This is a genomic window from Poseidonocella pacifica (assembly GCF_900111875.1).
GTDB classification, from domain to species: domain Bacteria; phylum Pseudomonadota; class Alphaproteobacteria; order Rhodobacterales; family Rhodobacteraceae; genus Poseidonocella; species Poseidonocella pacifica.
Window position 1 is genome coordinate 25107 of the sequence record NZ_FOJU01000003.1, and the last position, 20899, is coordinate 46005.

Annotated in this window: 20 protein-coding genes; 16 read left to right on the forward strand and 4 right to left on the reverse strand. The window is 60.0% G+C overall.

Annotation, left to right across the window (positions count from 1 at the left end; genetic code table 11):
• The first annotated feature begins 172 nt into the window (after positions 1-172).
• The 12 genes from secG (at position 173) to BM234_RS08770 (ending at position 12278) form a co-directional block, all read left to right on the forward strand.
• On the forward strand, positions 173-538 hold the full coding sequence (gene secG / locus BM234_RS08715) for a preprotein translocase subunit SecG (protein ID WP_092063403.1): 366 nt from the start codon (positions 173-175) through the stop codon (positions 536-538).
• A 166-nt stretch (positions 539-704) separates the two neighbouring features.
• Complete coding sequence (locus BM234_RS08720) at positions 705-2351, forward strand: CTP synthase (protein WP_092065107.1); 1647 nt, start codon at positions 705-707, stop codon at positions 2349-2351.
• A 39-nt stretch (positions 2352-2390) separates the two neighbouring features.
• A complete protein-coding gene (locus BM234_RS08725) occupies positions 2391-2831 on the forward strand; it encodes a tellurite resistance TerB family protein (protein ID WP_092063406.1) in 441 nt (146 codons plus the stop codon).
• Between the two features lie 183 nt (positions 2832-3014).
• Positions 3015-3791: an ABC transporter ATP-binding protein gene (locus BM234_RS08730; protein ID WP_092063409.1), complete on the forward strand. Its 777-nt coding sequence runs from the start codon at positions 3015-3017 to the stop codon at positions 3789-3791.
• A 23-nt stretch (positions 3792-3814) separates the two neighbouring features.
• The gene (locus tag BM234_RS08735) at positions 3815-4534 is read left to right on the forward strand and encodes a transporter substrate-binding domain-containing protein (protein WP_092063412.1); all 720 of its coding nucleotides are present in this window, start codon (positions 3815-3817) and stop codon (positions 4532-4534) included.
• A 63-nt stretch (positions 4535-4597) separates the two neighbouring features.
• Positions 4598-5482 (forward strand): ABC transporter permease, encoded by an 885-nt coding sequence (locus BM234_RS08740; protein ID WP_092063415.1) that lies wholly within the window; start codon positions 4598-4600, stop codon positions 5480-5482.
• Complete coding sequence (locus tag BM234_RS08745; protein ID WP_092063419.1) at positions 5479-6285, forward strand: ABC transporter permease; 807 nt, start codon at positions 5479-5481, stop codon at positions 6283-6285. The genes BM234_RS08740 and BM234_RS08745 overlap by 4 nt, the downstream gene beginning before the upstream one ends.
• 9 nt (positions 6286-6294) lie before the next feature.
• The gene (locus BM234_RS08750; RefSeq protein ID WP_092063422.1) at positions 6295-7611 is read left to right on the forward strand and encodes a glutamine synthetase family protein; all 1317 of its coding nucleotides are present in this window, start codon (positions 6295-6297) and stop codon (positions 7609-7611) included.
• Between the two features lie 61 nt (positions 7612-7672).
• Complete coding sequence (locus BM234_RS08755) at positions 7673-8356, forward strand: type 1 glutamine amidotransferase (protein ID WP_092063425.1); 684 nt, start codon at positions 7673-7675, stop codon at positions 8354-8356.
• Positions 8353-9714 carry a glutamine synthetase family protein gene (locus BM234_RS08760; RefSeq protein WP_092063427.1) on the forward strand — a complete coding sequence of 454 codons (1362 nt, stop codon included), beginning with the start codon at positions 8353-8355 and terminating at the stop codon, positions 9712-9714. Before BM234_RS08755 ends, BM234_RS08760 begins: the two co-directional genes overlap by 4 nt.
• Positions 9714-11012: an NAD(P)/FAD-dependent oxidoreductase gene (locus tag BM234_RS08765; RefSeq protein ID WP_092063430.1), complete on the forward strand. Its 1299-nt coding sequence runs from the start codon at positions 9714-9716 to the stop codon at positions 11010-11012. The genes BM234_RS08760 and BM234_RS08765 overlap by 1 nt, the downstream gene beginning before the upstream one ends.
• An 81-nt stretch (positions 11013-11093) precedes the next feature.
• Positions 11094-12278 carry a DegT/DnrJ/EryC1/StrS family aminotransferase gene (locus BM234_RS08770; protein ID WP_092063433.1) on the forward strand — a complete coding sequence of 395 codons (1185 nt, stop codon included), beginning with the start codon at positions 11094-11096 and terminating at the stop codon, positions 12276-12278.
• A gap of 22 nt (positions 12279-12300) precedes the next feature.
• On the opposite strand, the gene phaR is transcribed toward BM234_RS08770, so the two are convergent.
• The 3 genes from phaR to phaC form a co-directional block, all read right to left on the reverse strand.
• Positions 12301-12855 carry a polyhydroxyalkanoate synthesis repressor PhaR gene (gene phaR, locus BM234_RS08775; RefSeq protein ID WP_092063436.1) on the reverse strand — a complete coding sequence of 185 codons (555 nt, stop codon included), beginning with the start codon at positions 12853-12855 and terminating at the stop codon, positions 12301-12303.
• A gap of 169 nt (positions 12856-13024) precedes the next feature.
• Positions 13025-13474, reverse strand: a complete 450-nt coding sequence (locus BM234_RS08780; protein ID WP_092063439.1) for a phasin family protein — start codon at positions 13472-13474, stop codon at positions 13025-13027.
• A 140-nt stretch (positions 13475-13614) separates the two neighbouring features.
• Positions 13615-15411 (reverse strand): class I poly(R)-hydroxyalkanoic acid synthase, encoded by a 1797-nt coding sequence (gene phaC / locus BM234_RS08785; protein WP_092063442.1) that lies wholly within the window; start codon positions 15409-15411, stop codon positions 13615-13617.
• A gap of 106 nt (positions 15412-15517) precedes the next feature.
• Between phaC and phaZ the strand changes: the two genes are divergently transcribed.
• Positions 15518-16780 (forward strand): polyhydroxyalkanoate depolymerase, encoded by a 1263-nt coding sequence (gene phaZ, locus BM234_RS08790; RefSeq protein WP_092063445.1) that lies wholly within the window; start codon positions 15518-15520, stop codon positions 16778-16780.
• A gap of 5 nt (positions 16781-16785) precedes the next feature.
• Positions 16786-17340 carry a DUF6151 family protein gene (locus BM234_RS08795; protein ID WP_245752558.1) on the forward strand — a complete coding sequence of 185 codons (555 nt, stop codon included), beginning with the start codon at positions 16786-16788 and terminating at the stop codon, positions 17338-17340.
• 38 nt (positions 17341-17378) lie between these two features.
• On the opposite strand, the gene BM234_RS08800 is transcribed toward BM234_RS08795, so the two are convergent.
• Positions 17379-18107 carry an alpha/beta fold hydrolase gene (locus tag BM234_RS08800; RefSeq protein WP_092065112.1) on the reverse strand — a complete coding sequence of 243 codons (729 nt, stop codon included), beginning with the start codon at positions 18105-18107 and terminating at the stop codon, positions 17379-17381.
• Between the two features lie 172 nt (positions 18108-18279).
• Between BM234_RS08800 and thrS the strand changes: the two genes are divergently transcribed.
• Together thrS and BM234_RS08810 are read left to right on the forward strand one after the other, a co-directional pair.
• Complete coding sequence (gene thrS / locus BM234_RS08805; protein WP_092063448.1) at positions 18280-20226, forward strand: threonine--tRNA ligase; 1947 nt, start codon at positions 18280-18282, stop codon at positions 20224-20226.
• A 341-nt stretch (positions 20227-20567) separates the two neighbouring features.
• Positions 20568-20870, forward strand: coding sequence for a BufA1 family periplasmic bufferin-type metallophore (locus tag BM234_RS08810; protein WP_092065115.1), 303 nt, complete (start codon positions 20568-20570; stop codon positions 20868-20870).
• Positions 20871-20899 lie beyond the last annotated feature (29 nt).

Below are 20899 nucleotides of genomic sequence, written 5' to 3' on the forward strand. Positions count from 1 at the left end.
ATTCATCTGAACGCTTCTGGCGCCCCGACTTGGTCTCGAAGGATCTATCTGAGAGAGAAGTGGCGAAGAAGTCTGAAGGAAGCGTGAAGTCAATCTGGCCGCTCACGGGTTGCGCGCCTCATGCGATTGGCCTACATGAGCGCGAATTGCCGCAATCATCCGGGTCCGGTTCATGGAAAACGTCGTCCTCATCATCCATCTCCTGCTTGCGCTTTCGCTGATCGGCGTTGTGCTGCTGCAGCGGAACGAGGGCGGTCTCGGCTCGATGGGCGGCGGCGGTGGCGGTGCCATCTCCGGGCGGGCGGCCGCGACGGCGATGGGCAAACTGACGTGGATTCTCGCGGCTGCCTTCATCGTGACATCGCTCACTCTTACCGTAATCGCGGCCTCCAACAGCACCGGCAGTTCGATCATCGACCGGCTTGGCGTGCCCGCATCCGAAGGTGATGCGACAATACCGACCTTGCCCGGTGTTGATGGCGGCTCTCTCTTGCCGCCCTCGAACGACGACGCGCCGCTTATACCCGGAGCCGACTGAGGCCGTTCTCAAAACCTTGAGGCCGTTACGCGGATCGCAACAGCATGTTGCGCACACTGTTGCGCAACATGGGCGAATCCTATAATCTTCAAAGCCCGTGATGTTGCGGTTTTTTGGCCGTGACGGGCAGTCCGAAAACCAAGCAGATCACGGGGGCAAGAGCACCATGGCTCGGTTCATCTTCATTACAGGCGGCGTGGTTTCCTCTTTGGGAAAAGGCCTCGCGTCGGCGGCACTCGGATCGCTGCTGCAAGCGCGCGGCTACACCGTGCGCCTGCGCAAGCTTGATCCCTATCTCAATGTCGATCCCGGCACGATGAGTCCCTTTGAACATGGCGAGGTCTTTGTCACTGATGACGGGGCCGAGACCGATCTCGATCTGGGTCACTACGAACGTTTTACCGGCGTCGCAGCACGCAATACAGACTCCGTCTCTTCCGGCAGAATTTATTCGAATGTTCTGGAGAAAGAGCGCCGCGGCGACTACCTCGGCAAAACGATTCAGGTCATTCCGCACGTCACGAATGAGATCAAGGACTTCATCAGCATCGGTGAAGACGAAGTCGATTTCATGCTCTGCGAAATTGGCGGTACAGTCGGCGACATCGAAGGCCTGCCCTTCTTCGAAGCCATCCGCCAGTTCGCGCAGGACAAACCCCGTGGTCAATGCGTCTTCATGCACCTGACACTGCTGCCTTGGATCAAGGCCAGCGGCGAATTGAAGACGAAGCCGACGCAGCACAGCGTCAAGGAGCTTCGCTCTATCGGACTTGCCCCCGATATTCTGGTTTGCCGGTCCGAGGGCCCCATCCCGCAGAAGGAACGCGAAAAACTCGCCCTCTTCTGCAACGTGCGGCACGACGCCGTTATTGCCGCGCAGGACCTCAAGTCGATCTATGAGGCGCCTCTGGCATATCACCGCGAAGGGCTCGACCAAGCTGTTCTGGATGCCTTCCAGATTTCGCCCGCGCCAAAACCCGACCTTACCAAGTGGGAAGACGTGGCGGATCGTATCTACAACGCCGAGGGTGAAGTGCGGATCGCAATCGTCGGCAAGTACACCCAACTTGAGGACGCCTACAAATCGATCGCCGAGGCCCTGACGCACGGCGGAATGGCGAATCGCGTCAAGGTGCGGATCGAATGGGTCGATGCGGAGATTTTCGACAAGGAAGACCCCGCCCCCCACCTCGAAGGGTATCACGCGATCCTCGTGCCCGGCGGCTTTGGCGAGCGCGGAACCGAAGGCAAGATCAAGGCCGCGCAGTTCGCGCGGGAGCATAACGTCCCCTACCTCGGGATCTGCCTCGGCATGCAGATGGCCGTCATCGAAGCCGCGCGCAATGTCGCGGGCATCTCTGAGGCTGGCTCTGAAGAGTTTGATCACGAATCCACTGGCAAGAAGCGGTTCGAGCCTGTTGTCTATCACCTCAAGGAATGGGTGCAGGGCAACTACAAGGTCAAACGATCCCTCTCCGACGACAAGGGCGGCACCATGCGCCTTGGGGCCTATAACGCGACGCTCAAGGCTGGCTCTCACGTCAGCGAGATTTACGGCAGCACAGAAATCGAAGAGCGCCACCGCCACCGCTATGAGGTGGACATCAAATACCGGGACAAGCTCGAAGAAAAAGGTCTGTGCTTTTCCGGCATGTCACCCGACGGCCGGCTTCCCGAAATTGTCGAATGGAGCGACCACCCGTGGTTCATCGGCGTACAGTTTCACCCTGAACTGAAGTCAAAGCCGTTTGCGCCTCACCCGCTGTTCGCTTCGTTTGTTCGTGCCGCGGTGGAGACATCCCGCCTCGTTTGACCCTGTTCTTGTCGCTTTGTCCCCCTATATGGCCCTTTCATGATTGCTGATCTTCTCAAGAGACTGATGTCATCCGAACCGGAAGCCCTGCCGGATGCCGATGCACGCCTTGCCCTGACCGCTCTGCTTGTTCGGGTAGCGCGTTCCGACGGTGCCTATGACGTGGCCGAAATCGACCGGATCGATCGTATCTGCGCGACGCGCTATGGCTTGACCACGGAGGACGCTCGCGCGCTTCGCCGTGAGGCCGAAGATCTGGAGGCCGAAGCCCCCGATACCGTCCGGTTCACCCGGTCGATCAAGGATGCGGTCCCCTATGAACAACGGCTCGCAGTGATCGAGGCGCTTTGGCAGGTCGCTCTTGCAGATGGCGCGCGGGATCAGGAAGAGGATGCGCTGCTGCGTCTCGTCTCTTCGCTTTTGGGGATAAACGACCGCGACAGCGCGCTCGCCCGCCAACGGGTCGATCCGGAGCGCTGAGCATCGATACCGGCGGCGCGGAAAATCTGCCGCAACGTCACCCGATATTTTAGCCCGATTTCTCAGCAGATGCCGCGGCGACACACAGGCAAACCCCCTCTGATACGTTGCCATCGCGGGGAATTTCCGCCCTAATGCCCACCTATCGGGCGATTGCCCCAAAGTCGGACAGGGGAACGAGACGTGGCAAAGGACGGCCCGGTTCTGGAGATACGGAACCTGCACAAGGCATATTCCGGACTCGAAGTGATCAAGGGTGTCGACATAACCGCGCGCCGCGGGGATGTCGTTTCGCTCATCGGGTCCTCTGGTTCTGGCAAGTCTACCATCCTCCGGTGTGCCAACCTCCTCGAAGACAGCCAGAAGGGCGATATCCTCTTTGAAGGCGAAGCCGTCCACTGGCGCGGGGAAGGCGATGGACGGCGGCCCGGCGATCCTCGTCAGGTGCTCCGCATTCGCACCAACCTTTCGATGGTGTTTCAGCAGTTTAACCTATGGGCCCACATGACCATTCTCCAGAATGTCATGGAGGCCCCGGTGACGGTTCTGGGCCGCGACAAGGCAGAGGTCGAAGCCTCGGCGCGGCGATACCTCGACAAAGTCGGTATTGGTGACAAATGCGATGCTTGGCCGGCGCAACTCTCTGGTGGACAGCAACAGCGCGCGGCGATCGCTCGGGCGCTCTGTATGGAACCCAAAGCGCTTCTCTTTGACGAACCGACCTCCGCTCTTGATCCAGAACTGGAACAGGAAGTCGTTCGGGTCATCAAAGATCTCGCCGCAGAAGGGCGCACGATGCTTATCGTCACTCACGATATGAAAATGGCGCAGGACGTTTCTGACCATGTCGTCTTTCTGCACAAGGGTCGCATCGAAGAACAAGGCCCGCCCGATACGCTTTTCGCGAACCCCGAGTCCCCTCGGTTGAGGGGGTTTCTCTCTTCCACTCAAGCAGCATGAAACTAGTAATTATGGATACGTCTATGAAATCACTCATTCTCACCATAGCGAGCCTTGCGTTCGCAGCCAGCGCAGCCCTCGCACAGGACGTTGTCCGCCTCGGGACAGAGGGCGCCTACCCTCCCTACAATTACCTTGATGACAACGGCGAAGTTGCAGGCTTCGAGCGAGTGCTCGGTGACGAGCTTTGCGAGCGCGCCGAATTGGAATGCACCTGGGTTACCAATGACTGGGATTCCATCATCCCCAACCTCGTGTCCGGCAACTACGATACGATCATCGCAGGCATGTCGATCACCGAGGAACGTCGTCAGGTCGTCGATTTCGCGCAGAACTATTCGCCGCCCGCCAGCTCTGCATACGCCGCGCTTTCCGAGGACGCTGATATCGAAGGCGGTGTCGTCGCTGCGCAGACCTCCACCATTCAGGCCGCCCATGTTGCCGAAAGCGACGCAACAGTGCTCGAATACCCTACGCCGGACGAAACCGTGAGCGCGGTCAAGAGCGGCGAAGCGGATGCCGTTTTTGCTGACAAGGATTTCCTCGTGGCGATCGTCGAGGAGAGCGAGTTGGTTTTTGTGGGTGAAGACGTCGCGCTTGGCGAAGGCCTCGGCATGGCGTTCCGCAAATCCGACCCTGAGCTTCGCGACAAATTCGATGCGGCGATCCAATCGATGAAGGATGACGGCACGCTGAACGAATTGATCGTTGAGTGGTTCGGCGAAGACGCTCCGACCTTCTAAGACAGACGGATATTCAAATGGTGGGGGCCAATCGGCCCCCGCCCCCTTCAAAGAGGCGCTGTCATCTTCTCATTTTGCGTAGATCCCGACACCCTGGACCGGGTCCGGTGGATGGCCTGTTTCCTCACCACGGGGAAGCATCTGAGCTTCTACAGCTCATTTGCTACGGTTCTGCTGCTTCTCGCACTGACAGCCCCCACCGCGCTCGCCTTCGGGTTTGGTGCGGCCATGGCGGCTCGCGCACCCCTCGCGCCTGTCCGCTGGATTGGCAAAAGCTATATCGCGATCGTTCGCGGCGTGCCCGACATCGCATTCTTTCTCTTTTTCGTCATCGCACTGGACCAGGCTTTCGAATGGCTCCGCCACAAGGCCTTGTGTCCCGATTGGGATCAACCCATCAGACAGGGCAACGATTTCGTCGTCTGCGATGCCGCCAAGCTTCCGCTCGGCAACTCAGCGCAATGGGTCCATGAGGCCTATGGGTTTTTCGTCGCAATACTGACTTTCGCCCTCGTCTTCGGGGCATTTGCCGGAAACGTTCTTTACGGAGCGATGCGCACCGTGCCCCACGCCCAGATGGAAACGGCAGAGGCCTATGGGATGACCCGATCTCAGGCATTCTGGCGCATTCTCGTCCCGCAGATGTGGGTCTACGCCATCCCCGGCCTGTCGAACCTCTGGATGGTCCTGATCAAGGCGACCCCCCTTCTCTTTCTTCTGGGGGTCGAGGATATCGTGTACTGGGCACGTGAACTCGGGGGGTCCAAAACGACGCGCTTCACCGATTATCCCCATGGGGACTGGCGTGTATGGTACTTCCTCGGTTTGCTCGTCTTCTACCTCTGCTTCACCCGCCTGTCCGAAATCGCGCTTGAGCGTCTGACCCGCCGATTGAGCCGCGGACAGGCCACGCTTGGGGGCGAAGCGCTCCGGAAGGCCGGCGCATGAGTTGCTGGGAAACGGTACAGGCCTATGCGTTCCGCAGTCTGGGGTTCGGGGAGCGTCTGCTGCCTCGCGACGACTTTACGCTTTGCCAGCAGGTTACCCTGATCGGCTCAGGTCTCATCTGGAACGTCTACTTTGGCATTCTCGCTCTCGCCGCAGGCTTCTTTCTCGCGGTCACGGTAGCGCTTGGGAAATCTTCACCAAACCCTCTGCTGCGCAAACCCTCGGAATGGTTCATTTTCATCTTCCGTGGCTCGCCACTTTTCATCCAATTCTTCTTTGCCTATTTCCTTTTTCTGTGGCTCAAATCGGTCTCGTCGATCTACGATCCCTTCACTTCGGCATGGCTTGGGGCATTGGTGGTCCTGTTCCTGAACACCTCAGCCTATACCGGGGAGATTTTCTATGGGGCCCTTCGCTCAATCCCCAGGGGTGAGGTCGAAGCGGCCGATGCCTATGGCTTCTCCGGCCTGCGCCGTTTTCGCAGGATCATCTATCCCACAATGATGCGACTGGCTTGGCCCGCCTATACCAACGAAGCGATCTTTCTCTTTCACGCCACGACATTGATCTACTTCTCCGGCTTTCCGGCGCTGCAACAGAGGGGCGATGCACTCTATTATGCCAACTATTTCGCGGACAAGACATTCAACCCCTTCGTCCCCTATCCCATCCTTGCGGCGTATTTCATCGCGGTCACTCTGGTCATTGTCGCGATATTCGGCATGATCAACGCGCGGCTGAATCGACACCTGCCGCGCGAAAGTCGGCCCCGCATGCGCTTTCGCTTCAACCTAATGCGCTGAGTTTCCTCGATGGACCTGACGAGTTACCGCACAATCCGCGTTGCCGCCGCCGACCTCAATGGTCAGATGCGTGGCAAGCGCCTTCCCTTCATGGATCAAGAGAAACTGGACGCAGGCGCCGTGCGCATGCCGCTTTCGGTTCTCAATGTCGATATTCGCGGTGCGGACATCGACGACAGCCCTCTCGTATTCGAGTCGGGCGATGCGGACGGCGTTCTTCTCCCCACGGGACGCGGGCCATTGCCGATGCCGTGGCTCACACACGCATCCGCGCTTGTGCCGCTCTGGATGTTCCGCGAAGACGGCAGCCCCTTTGCCGGAGATCCGCGCCATGCGCTCGAATCCGTTTTGGCGCGCTATGCCGAACGCGGCTTGCGGGTCGAGGCGGCGACGGAGATGGAGTTTTATCTTGTGGACGATGAGGGCGGCGTCCTGCGCTCGCCTGCCAACCCGGTGACGGGCCGCCCGCTACAGGGCACGGCAATCCTGTCGCTCCGTCAACTCGACTCCTTCGATGCCTTCTTCACCGACCTCTACGAGGCCTGCGCCGAGATGGACATTCCAGCGGACTCGGCCATCTCGGAGGCGGGCGTCGGACAATTTGAGATCAACCTCATTCACCGCGATGCGATGGTTGCCGCAGATGACGCCTGGCTTTTCAAGACACTGGTCAAGGGCATGGCCCGGCGGCACGGCATGGCGGCCACTTTCATGGCGAAACCTTATCAGGATGAGCCGGGGAATGGGATGCATGTGCATTTCTCCGTGCTCGACGCCGAGGGGCGCAACATCTTTGACGACGGCGGCCCGAAAGGCACCGAGGCGTTGCTTCACGCGGTGGCCGGATGCCTCGCCACGATGCGGCCCTCAACCTTGATCTTCGCCCCGCATGAAAACAGCTACGACAGGCTTGTTCCCGGCGCACATGCGCCGACCGGTGCGGGCTGGGCCTATGAGAACCGGACAGCGGCGATCCGCATTCCCGGCGGTTCCCACAAGGCCCGTAGGATTGAGCACCGCGTTTCGGGCGGGGATGTGAACCCGTATCTCGCACTCGCCGCGATCCTTGGGGCCGCGTTGATCGGATTGGAGGATGCCGAGACACCGCCAGAGCCGATCACAGGCAACGCATATGAGTATGACCTGCCCCAACTCGCCTCGGACTGGAAAATCGCGGTTCGACTGTTCGAAAGTGATCCTCGGATACGGCGCATCTTCTCCCCGGAACTCATCGAAAACTTCGTCATGACAAAGCGGCAGGAGATTACGCTCCTCTCGGCGCTGCCCCCCGAGCAACACTGGCCTCTCTATCTCGAAACAGTTTGAGAGGCTCTTGTTTGGCCCCGCGCGACGGACTAGCTTCGCGGCAGTTTACCACAGGTGATCCATGAAAATCGGCATCCTGCAAACAGGGCATTTTCCCGATGCCCTGCAGCCCGACAACGGTGACTATGACGCGATGTTTCGCCGCCTTCTGGGCGGGCGCGGCTATGACTTTGAGACTTGGAACATCGTCGATGGTGACTTTCCGGGTGGACCAGAGGACGCGGATGCGTGGCTCATCACCGGCTCGCGGCATGGGGCCTATGAAGACCACCCTTGGATTCCCCCACTCGAAGAACTGATCCGACAGATCCGAACCGCCGGACGCCCGCTAGTCGGGGTCTGTTTTGGCCACCAGATCATCGCGCAGGCACTGGGCGGCCGGGTGGAAAAATTCTCCGGCGGCTGGTCCGTGGGCCCGCAGAGCTATGAACTTGAGGGGGAAACCACGACCCTCAACGCATGGCACCAGGATCAGGTCACGCAGCTGCCCCCCGATGCAAAGGTCGTCGGCTCATCTGACTTTTGCGCCAATGCCGCGCTGCTTTACGGGGATCGGATCTATACCGTACAACCTCACCCCGAATTCACCGCCACCATGATAGACGGGCTCATGCGCGAACGCGCGCCCGGTGTGGTGCCTGAACCGCTGCTCGTCTCCGCGCGCGCACGGCTCGACGCCCCAACCGACAGCGAACGCCTCGCCGCGCGGTTCGCCGAGATTTTCTCCAAGGGAGCCAAAACATGAGCGACGACATGCTCGATCAACTGCCGGCACAGGCCCAAGCCTATCTCGAGGGCCGCAGGTTGGACGAGGTCGAATGCATCATTTCGGACTTCCCCGGAATCGCCCGTGGCAAGGCGGTTCCCGCCTCGAAATTTGCCCGGCTCAAGCATTTCCACCTCCCCGACAGTATCTTCTTTCAGACCATCACGGGTGATTGGTCGGATGCGGCTGGATCCGACGGGTTCATTGAAAAGGACATGATCCTGCGCCCCGACATGAGCACGGCAACCGCCGCGCCGTGGACCGGGGACTGGACGCTTCAGGTCATCCATGACGCCTATGATCGCAAGGATCGTCCTGTGCCGATCGCGCCGCGCAATGTGCTCAAACGGGTGGTGGCACTCTATGAAGCGCAGGGATGGAAGCCGGTGGTGGCACCGGAAATGGAGTTCTTTCTCATCGCCCGGAATCTAGATCCGGCACGCGATATTGAACCGATGGTGGGGAGGTCTGGGCGGCCCGCTGCTGCGCGGCAGGCCTACTCGATGACAGCGGTCGATGAGTTCGGGCCGGTCATCGACGACATCTATGATTTCGCCGAAGCGCAGGGTTTTGAGATCGATGGCATCACACAGGAAGGCGGCGCCGGGCAACTGGAGATCAACCTGCGGCACGGGGACCCTGTGCGGCTCGCCGATGAGGTGTTTTACTTCAAACGCTTGATCCGCGAAGCCGCGCTGCGGCACGACTGTTTCGCGACCTTCATGGCCAAACCGATCGCTCAGGAACCCGGATCTGCAATGCACATCCATCATTCCGTGCTCGACTTGGAAACCGGGCGAAACATCTTCTCCGGCCCGCAAGGCGGAGAGACGGATGCTTTCTTCCATTTCATCGCCGGATTGCAAAAATACCTGCCCGCGGCGACCGCCGTTCTTGCGCCATATGTAAACAGCTATCGGCGCTATGTGCGGGATCATGCGGCCCCAATCAACCTTGAATGGGCGCGGGACAACCGCACCACCGGTATCCGCATTCCGCTCTCCAGCCCGGATGCGCGGCGTGTGGAGAACCGCCTCGCAGGGATGGACTGTAACCCCTATCTCGGGATCGCGGCATCGCTTGCATGCGGATATCTGGGCCTGATGGAGGAGCACCGGCCCAGCCCTGCGTTCCGTGGGGATGCCTACGAAGGCGAGCCCGCAATCCCGCAGGTTCTGGGCGAAGCGCTGGACGTGTTCGAAGAGGCGGAGGCGCTCCACGCCGTCTTGGGCGAAGAATTTGCGCGGGTCTACTCGATCGTCAAACGCACCGAGTACCAAGAATTTCTGCAGGTCATCTCCCCTTGGGAGCGCGAACACCTGCTGCTCAACGTCTGATGAACTTGCTCGACGCCAACGACCGGACCGGCCACTACCCCCCGTCGTGGTATGCTGCGACGACCCCGCAACTGCCCCCTTTCCCGAAGGCGGAAGGAGAAATACACGCCGATGTTTGCATAATTGGCGGCGGCTACACCGGGCTATCTGCTGCGCTGCACCTCGCGGAAGCGGGGATCAAAGTCGTCCTGATAGAGGCGCAGCGTGTGGGCTTCGGGGCCTCCGGCCGAAACGGGGGCCAACTGGGAAGCGGCCAGCGTCCGGAACAGGATAAGCTGGAGAAGGCGCTAGGTCGGGATGCCGCGCACTATTTGTGGAAACTGGCCGAAGACGCCAAAGTCGTCACCACCGGACTTATCGAAAAGCACCAGATCGATTGCTACCTTCGACCCGGCGTCGCGTGGACCGGATCGAGCGAGGGCGATGTCTCTCACCTACATCGCTATGCCGATAAGCTCTCACGCGACTACGGCTATGATAAAATCGAGCCGCTCGACCGTGGCGGGTGCTACGCGCTCTGTCCCTCCCCCGACTATTGCGGTGGCATTCTGGATCGTGGCGCTGCGCATCTTCACCCGCTCCGTTACGTGCTTGGCCTTGCCCGCGCCGCGCAGGACGCGGGGGTACTCATCTATGAACAGAGCCGGGCGACTGCCCTTCACCCGGGCCCCAGGGTCGAGACGGCAGAGGCGGCAATCTCAGCGGATCACGTTGTTCTTGCGTGCAACGGGTACATCGGCAACTTGGCCCCCAAGGTCGCTGCCCGTGTCCTTCCCATCAACAACTTTATTATCGCGACCGAACCCTTGGGAGACCGAACACAGGAAGTTCTGACGGAGGACGTGGCAGTCGCGGATTCGCGCTTCGTGGTGAATTATTTCCGGCTCAGCCATGATGGGCGGCTGTTGTTCGGCGGTGGTGAAAACTACGGCTATCGCTTTCCCGCTGACATCGCCTCCAAGGTGCGCAAACCCATGCTTCAAGTGTTTCCCCACCTGCGTGACGTCAAGGTTGACTATGCATGGGGCGGAACACTTGCGATCACCGCACGGCGCATGCCGCTCTTTGCCCGTTTGGGGCCAGGCGTCTATTCCGCGTCGGGGTATTCGGGCCATGGGGTGGGAACGGCCACTCATGCCGGCAAGCTTATCGCGGCGGCTATCCAAGGTGACAACTCCGGGTTCGACGCGATGGCGGCCATGCCGACACCGCGCTTTCCGGGTGGTACAGCTCTGCGTAGCCCGCTCCTTGCCCTTGCCATGACGTGGTACGCGATGCGCGATCGCCTGGGACTATAGACCGGCATCAACAAGAATTGTCTTGGTACCGTCACAAACTCCATTTAGGTTTCCGAAAACTGGAATTCAGGAAATCGAAATATGCTGCCAAATCTGCACGACGCCGAACCGATCCCCGCAGAAGCGCGGGCAGAGATCGACAGACTGCTCCAGAGCGGCGACCTTTTTCGCTATACCGCCCCCGACGACGCCCCGGTGACCCTTCTGGAAGAGGAGTTCGCTGAAACGCTCGGGGTTCGCTTCGCACTCGCGGTCAGCTCCTGCTCCGCTGCGTTGTTCCTGTCGCTCAAAGCACTTGACCTGACGCGCGACGCCCGTGTCCTGATCCCGGCCTTTACCTTCGCCGCCGTCCCCTCGGCGGTGGTTCATGCGGACTGTGTGCCGGTACTCTGCGAAGTGGGGGAAAACTACCGTATCGATCTCGACGATTTTCGTGCCAAATTGCCAGGCGTCTCCGCTGTACTGATCAGCCACATGCGGGGTCACACCTCTGACATGGACGCGATCATGGCCCTTTGCGCGGAGGCGGGCATCCCGGTGGTCGAAGACGCCGCACATTCCCTTGGGACAACATGGCACGGGAAAAATATTGGGACGATCGGGCGGGTTGGTTGCTTCAGCTTCCAGTCATACAAGCTGATCAACGCAGGCGAAGGCGGCATTATGGTGTCGAACGACGCGGACCTGATCGCTCGGGCGGTGATCATGTCCGGGGCCTACGAGCACGCATGGAAAAAACACCGCGGCCTCGCCGAAGCCGTACCACGCTGGCAGAACCGTCTGCCACTCTTCAACCTTCGTATGTCAAACCTCGCAGCTGCGGTGATACGTCCGCAACTGCCGCATATCGCCCGCCGGGTGCGCGATGGTCGCCGAAACCACGATTATGTCGCGGCGCGCCTCTCGTCCTCCCCTTGGATCTCCGTCCCGGAAAAGCTGGGGCCCGAGGAAAGAGCGCCGGACTCGCTGCAATTCAATTTAGTGGGGTTGGACGATCGTCAGGTCAAAAACTTGCAGGAAGAGGCTGCGGCGCGAGGCTTGCCAATACAGATCTTTGGGATGAGCAAGGACAATGCCCGCGCGTTCTGGAATTGGCAGTTTCTCGGGAATCTCCCCGACCTTCCCCAGACGCGTGCGATGCTGATGCGGGCTTGCGATCTGCGCCTTCCCGCCCGCCTGACGGCGACCGAGCTCGATGCGATTGTCGAGGTCGTTCTTGGCGCAGTTGATACCGTCATGAAAGAGCCTCGCGCCTACGGGACGTAGGCGCGGCGCCCTACCCGACGTCCTACTTCCCCAAATTGGAGAGTTTGGACTGTAAATCCGCAAGCTGTTTGCGGATGTCGTCAAGGTCCTCTGGCCCGCCGTTTCCCTCTCGTTCCGCAGAGGGTCCGCTCATGCCGGCGGGCATTCCCCCGGTCATGGCCTTCAGAAAAGCAGCCTGCTGGGCCTTCATCGCCTCAAACCCCGGGATACTCGACATCGGGTTCATGGTGGTGATGTTCTCAACCATCTTCGACTGGCTATCGCGGAACATCTCGAAACTCGCCGCCAGAAACTGCGGAACGACCGAGGTCGCTTGCGTGGTATAGCTGCGGACGAGATCGGTCAGGACATTGATGGGAAGCACGCTTTCGCCACGGCTTTCGTGCTCGGCCACAATCTGCAGCAGATATTGGCGCGTCAGGTCGTCCCCACTCTTGAGATCGACGATCTGTACGTCGCGGCCATCGCGAATGAAGCCTGCGATGTCCTCAAGCGTGACGTAATCGCTTGTCTCGGTATTGTAGAGTCGTCTGCTCGCATAGCGCTTTATAAGAAGAGTGGATTTCTTGTCAGCCACGCGCAACCTCCCGAAATAGCAGCCCCACGACGAAGCCTAGGGCAGCCGTAGCCAAAAGGAAAGCGCTGTAAGCGGCCATGCCGCAAATGCAAAAAAAGAGCGGACCCGAAGGCCCGCTCAGAAACCGCACCGATAAAATGGGAGGAGGAAATCGGTACGTATCAGCGAATTACTTCGCGGTTGCGGCCTTCTTGGTCGCAGTCGTGACGTCCTTGCTTGCCTTCTGCAGTGCAGCGGCAGCATCTTCGCCCATGTCTTTGCCGGCAGCCATCATCAGGTCGACGGTTTCCATCTGAACCTTCTTGGCAACTTCGGCGAAAGCGGCCATGTGCTCAGCTGCGACTTCAGCAGTGGCGGAGGCGAAATCGGTCATCGCCTTGGCGTAGTCAGCAGGCTCGCTCTTGGCGCGGGACATATCCGCGAGACGAGCAAGCGTGTCTTTTGTCCACTTGGTGGAGATTTCTGTCGATTTGTCAGCGGCTTCAAGAGCAACACCGGCCAGCTTCTCATTGAGAGCGGCAGTCGTCTTGAACGCGTCGTCCATCGCGGACGTGTCGACGGGGAAGGAGCCCATCATGTCTTTGAAGATCGCTGTGAAGTCTTGGGATTGCATAGCCATTGTGTCCTACTTTCCTTGTTCAGTCACGCGAGCCGGGCTTGTCCCGGTTGTTCTGCGTCTGAGAGGAATATGCACGCTGCAGCGCAGCATTTCAACCCCCTATGCTGCACTGCAGCACGAAAAACTTTCCCCTAGGACAATCATAGGTTTGCAAGGGGTTTTACATAGGTTCCCGGTGCCGGAGCGAGCGAAGGATGCTCCGAATCGCCCGGCTCTCGGGCCGGAACCTGCTTGCCCGAGCGCCCTTTGAGCCAGCTTCCCCAGCGCGGCCACCAAGATCCTTCATGAAAGCTCGCCCCTTCCCTCCATGCCTCGAAATCGAGACTGAGATCCGTGTTGGTGTAGTGTCCGTATTTCTTCTTCGACGGGGGATTGATGATCCCCGCAATGTGCCCGGATTGAGACAGGATGAAAGTCTTGGAGCGTGATGCCATCGCTTGAATCCCACGATAGCTGTCGCGCGCTGCGGCGATGTGGTCGGTCTCACAGGCAATCGCACAGACCGGTACGTCGACATCTTTTAGACGCAGCAGTTCGTCGAGCAGTTCAAACCCCTCTTGCGCAAACCGGTCCTGCTGACAGAGGCCCCGGAGGTACTGGGTCGCCATCTTGCCAGGGAGGTTGGTGCCGTCCCCGTTCCAATAGAGCAGATCGAACGCCGGAGGCGCCTCGCCCATCATGTAGCTGCGGATGGCGGGCTTGTAGATCAGGTCGTTGGATCTAAGGAAGGAGAAGGTCCGCGCCATGATGTAGGATCGCAGGATACCGCTAGCCTCCACCTCCGCCACAATGCCATCGACAAAGTCATCCTGCAGGAAGGGCTGAAACTCGCCCTGATCCGAGAAGTCCGTCAATGTGGTGAAGAAGGTTGCGGACCGAACCGTCTTGTCCCCACGGGATTTGAGGAGCGCCAAGGTGAGAGCAAGGGTCGTGCCGGCAATGCAGTACCCCACCGCGTTGATCCGCTCGACCCCGCAAATTGCCTTCACTTCGCGCATCGCGGTCAGGTAACCTTCTTCGATGTAATGCTCTAGCCCGACATCGGCATAGCTTTCATCGGGATTTACCCAGCTGACCACGAAGAGCGTATAGCCCTGATCCACGATCCAGCGGATGAGGCTGTTCTTCTCCTTGAGATCCATGATGTAGAACTTGTTGATCCACGGCGGAAAGATGATCAACGGCGTCTCATGCACCGTTTCAGTTGTCGGAGTGTATTGGATCAACTCGAAAAGCCGGTTGCGAAAGACAACCTCGCCGGGGGTCGTCGCGATGTTCTTGCCGACCTCAAAGGCCTGTTGATCGGCGAGGCGCACCGCGAAATCTCCGCCATTCGCCTCAATGTCGGAAATGAGGTTCTCCAACCCCTGCACGAGGCTGTCCCCCTCGGTCGCGACGGCTTTCTCCAGCGCGTCGGGGTTGGTGCCCAGAAAATTGGTGGGGCTCATCATGTCGACGATCTGCTGGGTGAAATAGTCCAACCGCTTCGCGTCACGCTCATCAAGCTCCTCACGGGCCGTGGCCACCGCCTCACGGATCGCTTCGGAGTTCCGCATGTACTGCTGCTTGACGAAGTTGAAGTAGGGGTGGGACTTCCACAGCGGGTTTACGAAACGCGGATCATCTGGGGTCTCATCCTCCGGTGCCTGCAAGCGGCCTTGGGCGAGCGCCTTCTGCGCATCCATGTAGTGCTTGAGCGTCTTTCCCCAGTATTGGAACTGCGTTTCCATGAGCCGGGACGGGTTTTCCAGCATCTCCTGCCAGTAGGCCACCCCGGCCTTCACAAAGAGCTCCTGATTCGGCGCCTGCAGTGCAGCATTCATAGGTTTGCGCTGCGACAATGCCGTTATCAACCGATTGGAAAGTTGCTCCACCTTCGCCAGATTTTCGTTGATACGTTCAAGATTCTCGCCGCCGATATCACCCTGCGTTGTCATGAGCGCAATTCCCCCCTATTCTCGCAATTGCAGCATTTAGCCTTTCCATGGGAAGGCCACATGCCGAGATGGTCCGGTCTTGCGGACATTTATAGAGGAGATCGCCGTGAAATACATGGTGACATATGACCTTATGGAGACGGTCCGAAACACGAACCAGTGGCTCGGAGCGTCCGCAAAGGCCCTCGCGTCCTATCCCGCTTTCGCCATGCTCCCGAATCCCACCGTACAATGGATGGCTGCGTGGGGTGATGTCACCGAACGCAGTTTCGAACGTATGGTGGCCAAACCCGACTGGGGAATCCACTCTTTTACCTGCGATGACGGCAAGGATCACCTTGTGTCGGTAGAAACCGTGGTGGAGCGCCCGTTCGGTGACCTCATCCACTTCGCCGTGCAGGGGCGTCCCGCTGCCAGCCGGCGCGTCCTTCTGGTGGCGCCCATGTCAGGGCACTATGCCACGCTCCTGCGGTCCACCGTTGTATCGCTTTTGCCGGATTGCGAAGTCTACGTCACCGATTGGAAGAACGCGCGCGACATCCCAGTTTCCTGCGGCAAGTTCGATGTGGAGGATTACACCCTCTACCTCGTGGACTTCATGCGCTACCTCGGCCCGGAAACCCATGTCATCGCGGTTTGCCAGCCGGCTCCGCTGACGCTCGCCGCGACGGCCTACCTCGCCGAACAGGATCCCGCGGCGCAGCCCCGCTCGCTGACCCTCATAGGTGGGCCCATCGACCCCGATGCCACGCCAACGGACGTGACAGATTTTGGACGCCGAGTGACCATGGGCCAGTTGGAAAAGACGATGATCCAACAGGTCGGCTTCAAGTACAAAGGTGTGGGCCGCAAGGTCTATCCCGGCCTCCTGCAACTTGCCTCGTTCATCTCGATGAATATGGAAACCCACAGTCGCGCCTTCACGGACCAGATTCAGCGGGTCGCGCTTGGCGAGGCATCCGATCACGACAAGCACAACCGTTTCTACGATGAATACCTCGCCGTCATGGATATGCCGGCGGAGTTCTATCTTTCTACGGTGGAACGCATCTTCAAGGGCCGCGAGATTGCTGACAACGCATTCACGGTAGAGGGCTCGCCCGTTGATCTCGGCAAAATCACATCGGTGGCCGTAAAAACGGTCGAAGGCTCGAAGGATGATATCTCCGCGCCGGGACAGTGCGTTGCCGCACTCGCGCTTTGCACCGGGTTGCCGCCCGAGAAGAAGGCCAGCCATCTCGAAGAAGGTGCTGGGCACTATGGCATCTTCGCGGGTCGGAGTTGGCGCAACAATATCCGCCCGTTGGTGCTTGATTTCATCGACGCCAACAGCGGTGGGCAGGATGCAGCAAACACCACTGCTGCCTGACCGCCGTGGATGACATCGCGATAGGGTGCCGCTGCGGCCAATTTACCGCACGTCTCAAGGCGGCCTCCCGTTCGAGGGGCACCCATATCGCTTGTCATTGTCGGGATTGCCGATCGGCCGCCCTGCACTTCGGCATGCCTGACCCAGCCCCGGATGGCGTTGCGCTCTATCAAACCACGCCAGACCGGATCGAGATATTGACCGGGCAGGAGGAGCTTGCAGTCATGCGTCTCTCCCCGCGCGGGCTTTTCCGCTGGTACGCGCGCTGTTGCGATACCCCGATCTGCAACACCTTGGCTCGGCCGGGGCTTCCCTTCGTCGGGGTTCAGGTTTCCGCGATACAGGATCCGGCCCCGCTGGGAAGGGTCCGCGCCCATACATTCCTGCGCGATCCGGCGACGGGGCGCACGATGCAGAAGGGAATGGTCGCCATTGGCGCCGCGCTAATGACGCGCATGATCTCTTCGCGTCTTTCGGGGCGCTGGCGCGAAACGCCATTCTTCGACCCGCCCACCGGGGCACCTGTCGCCACCCCAGTAGTCCTCGATCTACGCCCCTGACTCCTATCGCTTCCGCCGCCCGACTCAGGCCGCTCGTCTCAGATAGGGCCAGCGACCTCGGTGATCGCGCTTTGGATCAACGCGAGACATTCGGGCGATGAGAACCCATGATCAGCCCCCTTCACGAAGGTCAGATGCAGATCATCGCACAGGGCGTGCTCCATCAACTTCAGAGGCACTTCCTGAGCGACGGAAGAATCCGCCGTTCCGTGCAGCAGCCGCACCGGAAAGGAGAGGTTCAAGGTATCCCGCAGGACAAGATTGTGCCGCCCGTCTTCGATCAGCGCGCGTGTAACCACATAGGGTTCGTCATAACCCGAAGGCAATTCAAGCCGCCCCTGCCCCATGATCTGTTCCCGCTGCTGCTCGTCGAAACTGTTCCAGAAGCTGTCCTCGGTAAAGTCCGGTGCGGCGGCGATCCCGACCAAGCCCTTCACCCGTCCCAGCATCTGCGAACAGATCAGCGCGATCCATCCCCCCATAGAAGATCCCACGAGCACGGGGGCACGTTCACCGCAAAGCTCCAGCGCCGCGAGAGCATCTTGGGTCCATGCCCCGATGGTCCCCTCCTCGAAATTCCCCGAGGAACGGCCATGCCCGGAATAGTCGAACCGAAGAAACGCCCGCCCTTCGGCCTGGGCCCAAGCTTCGATATGGGTGGCTTTCGTCCCCTCCATATCGGACTTGTACCCCCCGAAAAAGACGATGGGCGCCCCGCCCCCATCCGTCCACCGGTAGGCAATACGCCGGCCCTGCGGCGTCTCCATGAACTGCGGCTCCACTCGAATTCCTCCTCGTTGATGCTTACCGATAGCCCCTGCGCCTAGGTCTTGTCACCAGCACCTTGCTTGACACCGCAGGACCGGCTCGTCACATAGGGCCCGAACTTCTACCCGCAACCGGGCGTTCCGTGGGCGCCAAACCGACGAGGCAGCCAACATGGCCGATATCTCCCTCACATTTCCCGATGGCAATGCGCGCAGCTACCCGCAAGGGACAACACCTGCCGAGGTTGCCGCTGACATTTCCAAATCCCTCGGGAAAGCAGCGATAAGTGCGAACGTGGATGGGGCGCACTGGGACCTGCAGTGGCCGTTGGACCGTGATTGCGCGATCAGCATCAACACCCTGAAGGATGACGCCGCCGCGCTCGAACTGATCCGGCATGATCTGGCGCATATCATGGCCCGCGCGGTGCAGGAGCTATGGCCGGACGTCAAAGTCACCATCGGCCCGGTGATCGACAACGGCTGGTACTATGACTTTGACCGGTCCGAGCCATTCACGCCCGAAGACCTCGGCGCGATCGAAAAGACCATGAAAGACATCATCAACCGGCGCGATCCCATTCGCACCGAAGTCTGGGAACGTACGCGCGCAATCCAGCACTACGAACAGAACGGAGAGCCTTACAAGGTCGAGTTGATCGATGCGATCCCCGGCGACGAGCCGCTGCGCATGTACTGGCACGGCGATTGGCAGGATCTCTGCCGTGGTCCGCATCTCCAGCATACCGGTCAAGTGCCCGCCGATGCGTTCAAGCTCATGTCCGTCGCCGGTGCCTATTGGCGCGGTGACAGTTCGCGCCAGATGCTTCAGCGGATCTATGGCGTGGCATTCAAGTCCAAGGAAGACCTCAAGAAGCATCTCAACATGCTCGAAGAGGCCGCCAAGCGCGACCACCGGAAACTGGGCCGCGAGATGGATCTCTTCCACATGCAGGAGGAGGCACCGGGACAGATCTTCTGGCACCCGAACGGCTGGACCATCTACACCGGGCTTCAGGATTACATGCGCCGACAGCAGCGCCGCGACGGTTATGTGGAGGTCAACACCCCGCAGGTCGTGGATCGCAAGCTCTGGGAGAAATCCGGCCACTGGGACAATTACCAAGAGCATATGTTCATCGTCGAAGTGGACGAGGAGCATGCCCGCGAAAAGGCCGTGAACGCTCTCAAGCCGATGAACTGTCCTTGTCACGTACAGGTTTTCAATCAAGGTTTGAAATCATACCGCGACCTGCCCTTGCGGATGGCCGAGTTCGGCTCTTGCAACCGGTACGAGCCGTCGGGCGCGCTGCATGGCATCATGCGGGTTCGCGGCTTCACGCAGGATGATGCGCATATCTTCTGCACCGAGGAGCAGATTGAAGAGGAAACCGCCAAGTTCATTCGCTTCCTTGCGAAAATCTATGCCGATCTGGGCTTTGAGGACTGGACCATCAAGTTGTCCACTCGGCCGGAGAAGCGGATCGGTTCGGACGAAAGCTGGGACATGGTCGAAGCCGCGCTCGGGGCCGCATGCCGCAAGGCGGGCTACGACTATGAGATTCAGGAGGGCGAAGGCGCCTTTTATGGCCCGAAGCTAGAATTCACCCTCACGGATGCCATCGGGCGGCAATGGCAGTGCGGAACGCTTCAGGTGGATCCCAACCTGCCGGAGCGGCTCGACGCGAACTATATCGGGCAGGACGGCGCAAAGCACCGACCGGTTATGCTGCACCGTGCCGTTCTTGGCTCCTTCGAGCGTTTCATCGGGATCCTGATCGAAAGCCACGCTGGCAAGTTGCCTTTCTGGATCGCACCGCGTCAGGTCGTCGTGGCCTCCATCACCTCGGACGCGGACGACTATGTGCGCGAGACGGTCGAATTGCTCATCGCCGCCGGGGTGCGGGCCGAGGCCGATACGCGCAACGAGAAGATCAACTTCAAGGTCCGTGAGCATTCCTTGGGCAAAGTGCCCGTGATCCTTGCCGTCGGCCACCGAGAGGTTGAGGAACGCACGGTCACCGTCAGGAGGCTGGGCGAGAAACAAACACAGGTCAGCCCGCGAGACGAAGTGGTGACACTTCTGCGCCAAGATGCGACCCCGCCCGATCTGACCTGAGACAACGGCCCTTCGGGGCCGTTTTGCTGCGCCGCCATTGAAAAGTGCTCTGGCTTGGACGGCCCCCGCCCGCCCTGCGGTCCAATCGCTTTGTAACATTCCGTGAACAGCGAAGCGTTCTGCGTTTCAGCCACTAGGGATACTGCAACATAGGGTACGAACCCTGTGCCGAATGTTTCAATACTCGGTGCAATCGCCCCGCCACGCCCCCGCTCGCTCACACAGTTGCCATGTCCAGATCACGGGCCCGTGTCGCACGGGCGCGTGAGTAGGTAAAAACCATGCCCTCCGGCTACCCTTTGCCCATCGCACTTCGCGATGAATTTTTCGGAGGAAACCATATGTCCCACACGATCAAGACTGCGGCCGTCGCCGGTGCAATCGCCGCGGCATTCGCAGCGAGCGGCACAGCCGCAACGGCCCAAGCGCAGGAAAAGTGCTTTGGCGTTTCTCTCGCCGGTGAAAACGACTGCGCCGCAGGCCCCGGCACGACCTGCGCGGGCACCTCCAAGGTGGACTATCAAGGCAACGCCTGGACCCTCGTAGAGGCCGGAACCTGCGCCGAGATAGAGCTTCCCGCGATGGCGGACGGATCGGATCGGATGGGCTCCCTGGAAGCGCTAGACCGCGACCTGCCGTCCTGAATCCCAAGACCGGGTGCGCACACCACTGT

What these genes read in the sequence shown, in the direction of transcription:
- secG (WP_092063403.1), top strand. Translation starts at nt 173, where the DNA reads ATGGAAAACGTCGTCCTCATCATCCATCTCCTGCTTGCGCTTTCGCTG.
- BM234_RS08720 (WP_092065107.1), top strand. Translation starts at nt 705, where the DNA reads ATGGCTCGGTTCATCTTCATTACAGGCGGCGTGGTTTCCTCTTTGGGA.
- BM234_RS08725 (WP_092063406.1), top strand. Translation starts at nt 2,391, where the DNA reads ATGATTGCTGATCTTCTCAAGAGACTGATGTCATCCGAACCGGAAGCC.
- BM234_RS08735 (WP_092063412.1), top strand. Translation starts at nt 3,815, where the DNA reads ATGAAATCACTCATTCTCACCATAGCGAGCCTTGCGTTCGCAGCCAGC.
- BM234_RS08745 (WP_092063419.1), top strand. Translation starts at nt 5,479, where the DNA reads ATGAGTTGCTGGGAAACGGTACAGGCCTATGCGTTCCGCAGTCTGGGG.
- BM234_RS08750 (WP_092063422.1), top strand. Translation starts at nt 6,295, where the DNA reads ATGGACCTGACGAGTTACCGCACAATCCGCGTTGCCGCCGCCGACCTC.
- BM234_RS08755 (WP_092063425.1), top strand. Translation starts at nt 7,673, where the DNA reads ATGAAAATCGGCATCCTGCAAACAGGGCATTTTCCCGATGCCCTGCAG.
- BM234_RS08760 (WP_092063427.1), top strand. Translation starts at nt 8,353, where the DNA reads ATGAGCGACGACATGCTCGATCAACTGCCGGCACAGGCCCAAGCCTAT.
- BM234_RS08765 (WP_092063430.1), top strand. Translation starts at nt 9,714, where the DNA reads ATGAACTTGCTCGACGCCAACGACCGGACCGGCCACTACCCCCCGTCG.
- BM234_RS08770 (WP_092063433.1), top strand. Translation starts at nt 11,094, where the DNA reads ATGCTGCCAAATCTGCACGACGCCGAACCGATCCCCGCAGAAGCGCGG.
- BM234_RS08780 (WP_092063439.1), bottom strand. Translation starts at nt 13,474, where the DNA reads ATGGCTATGCAATCCCAAGACTTCACAGCGATCTTCAAAGACATGATG.
- phaC (WP_092063442.1), bottom strand. Translation starts at nt 15,411, where the DNA reads ATGACAACGCAGGGTGATATCGGCGGCGAGAATCTTGAACGTATCAAC.
- BM234_RS08800 (WP_092065112.1), bottom strand. Translation starts at nt 18,107, where the DNA reads ATGGAGACGCCGCAGGGCCGGCGTATTGCCTACCGGTGGACGGATGGG.
- thrS (WP_092063448.1), top strand. Translation starts at nt 18,280, where the DNA reads ATGGCCGATATCTCCCTCACATTTCCCGATGGCAATGCGCGCAGCTAC.
- BM234_RS08810 (WP_092065115.1), top strand. Translation starts at nt 20,568, where the DNA reads ATGTCCCACACGATCAAGACTGCGGCCGTCGCCGGTGCAATCGCCGCG.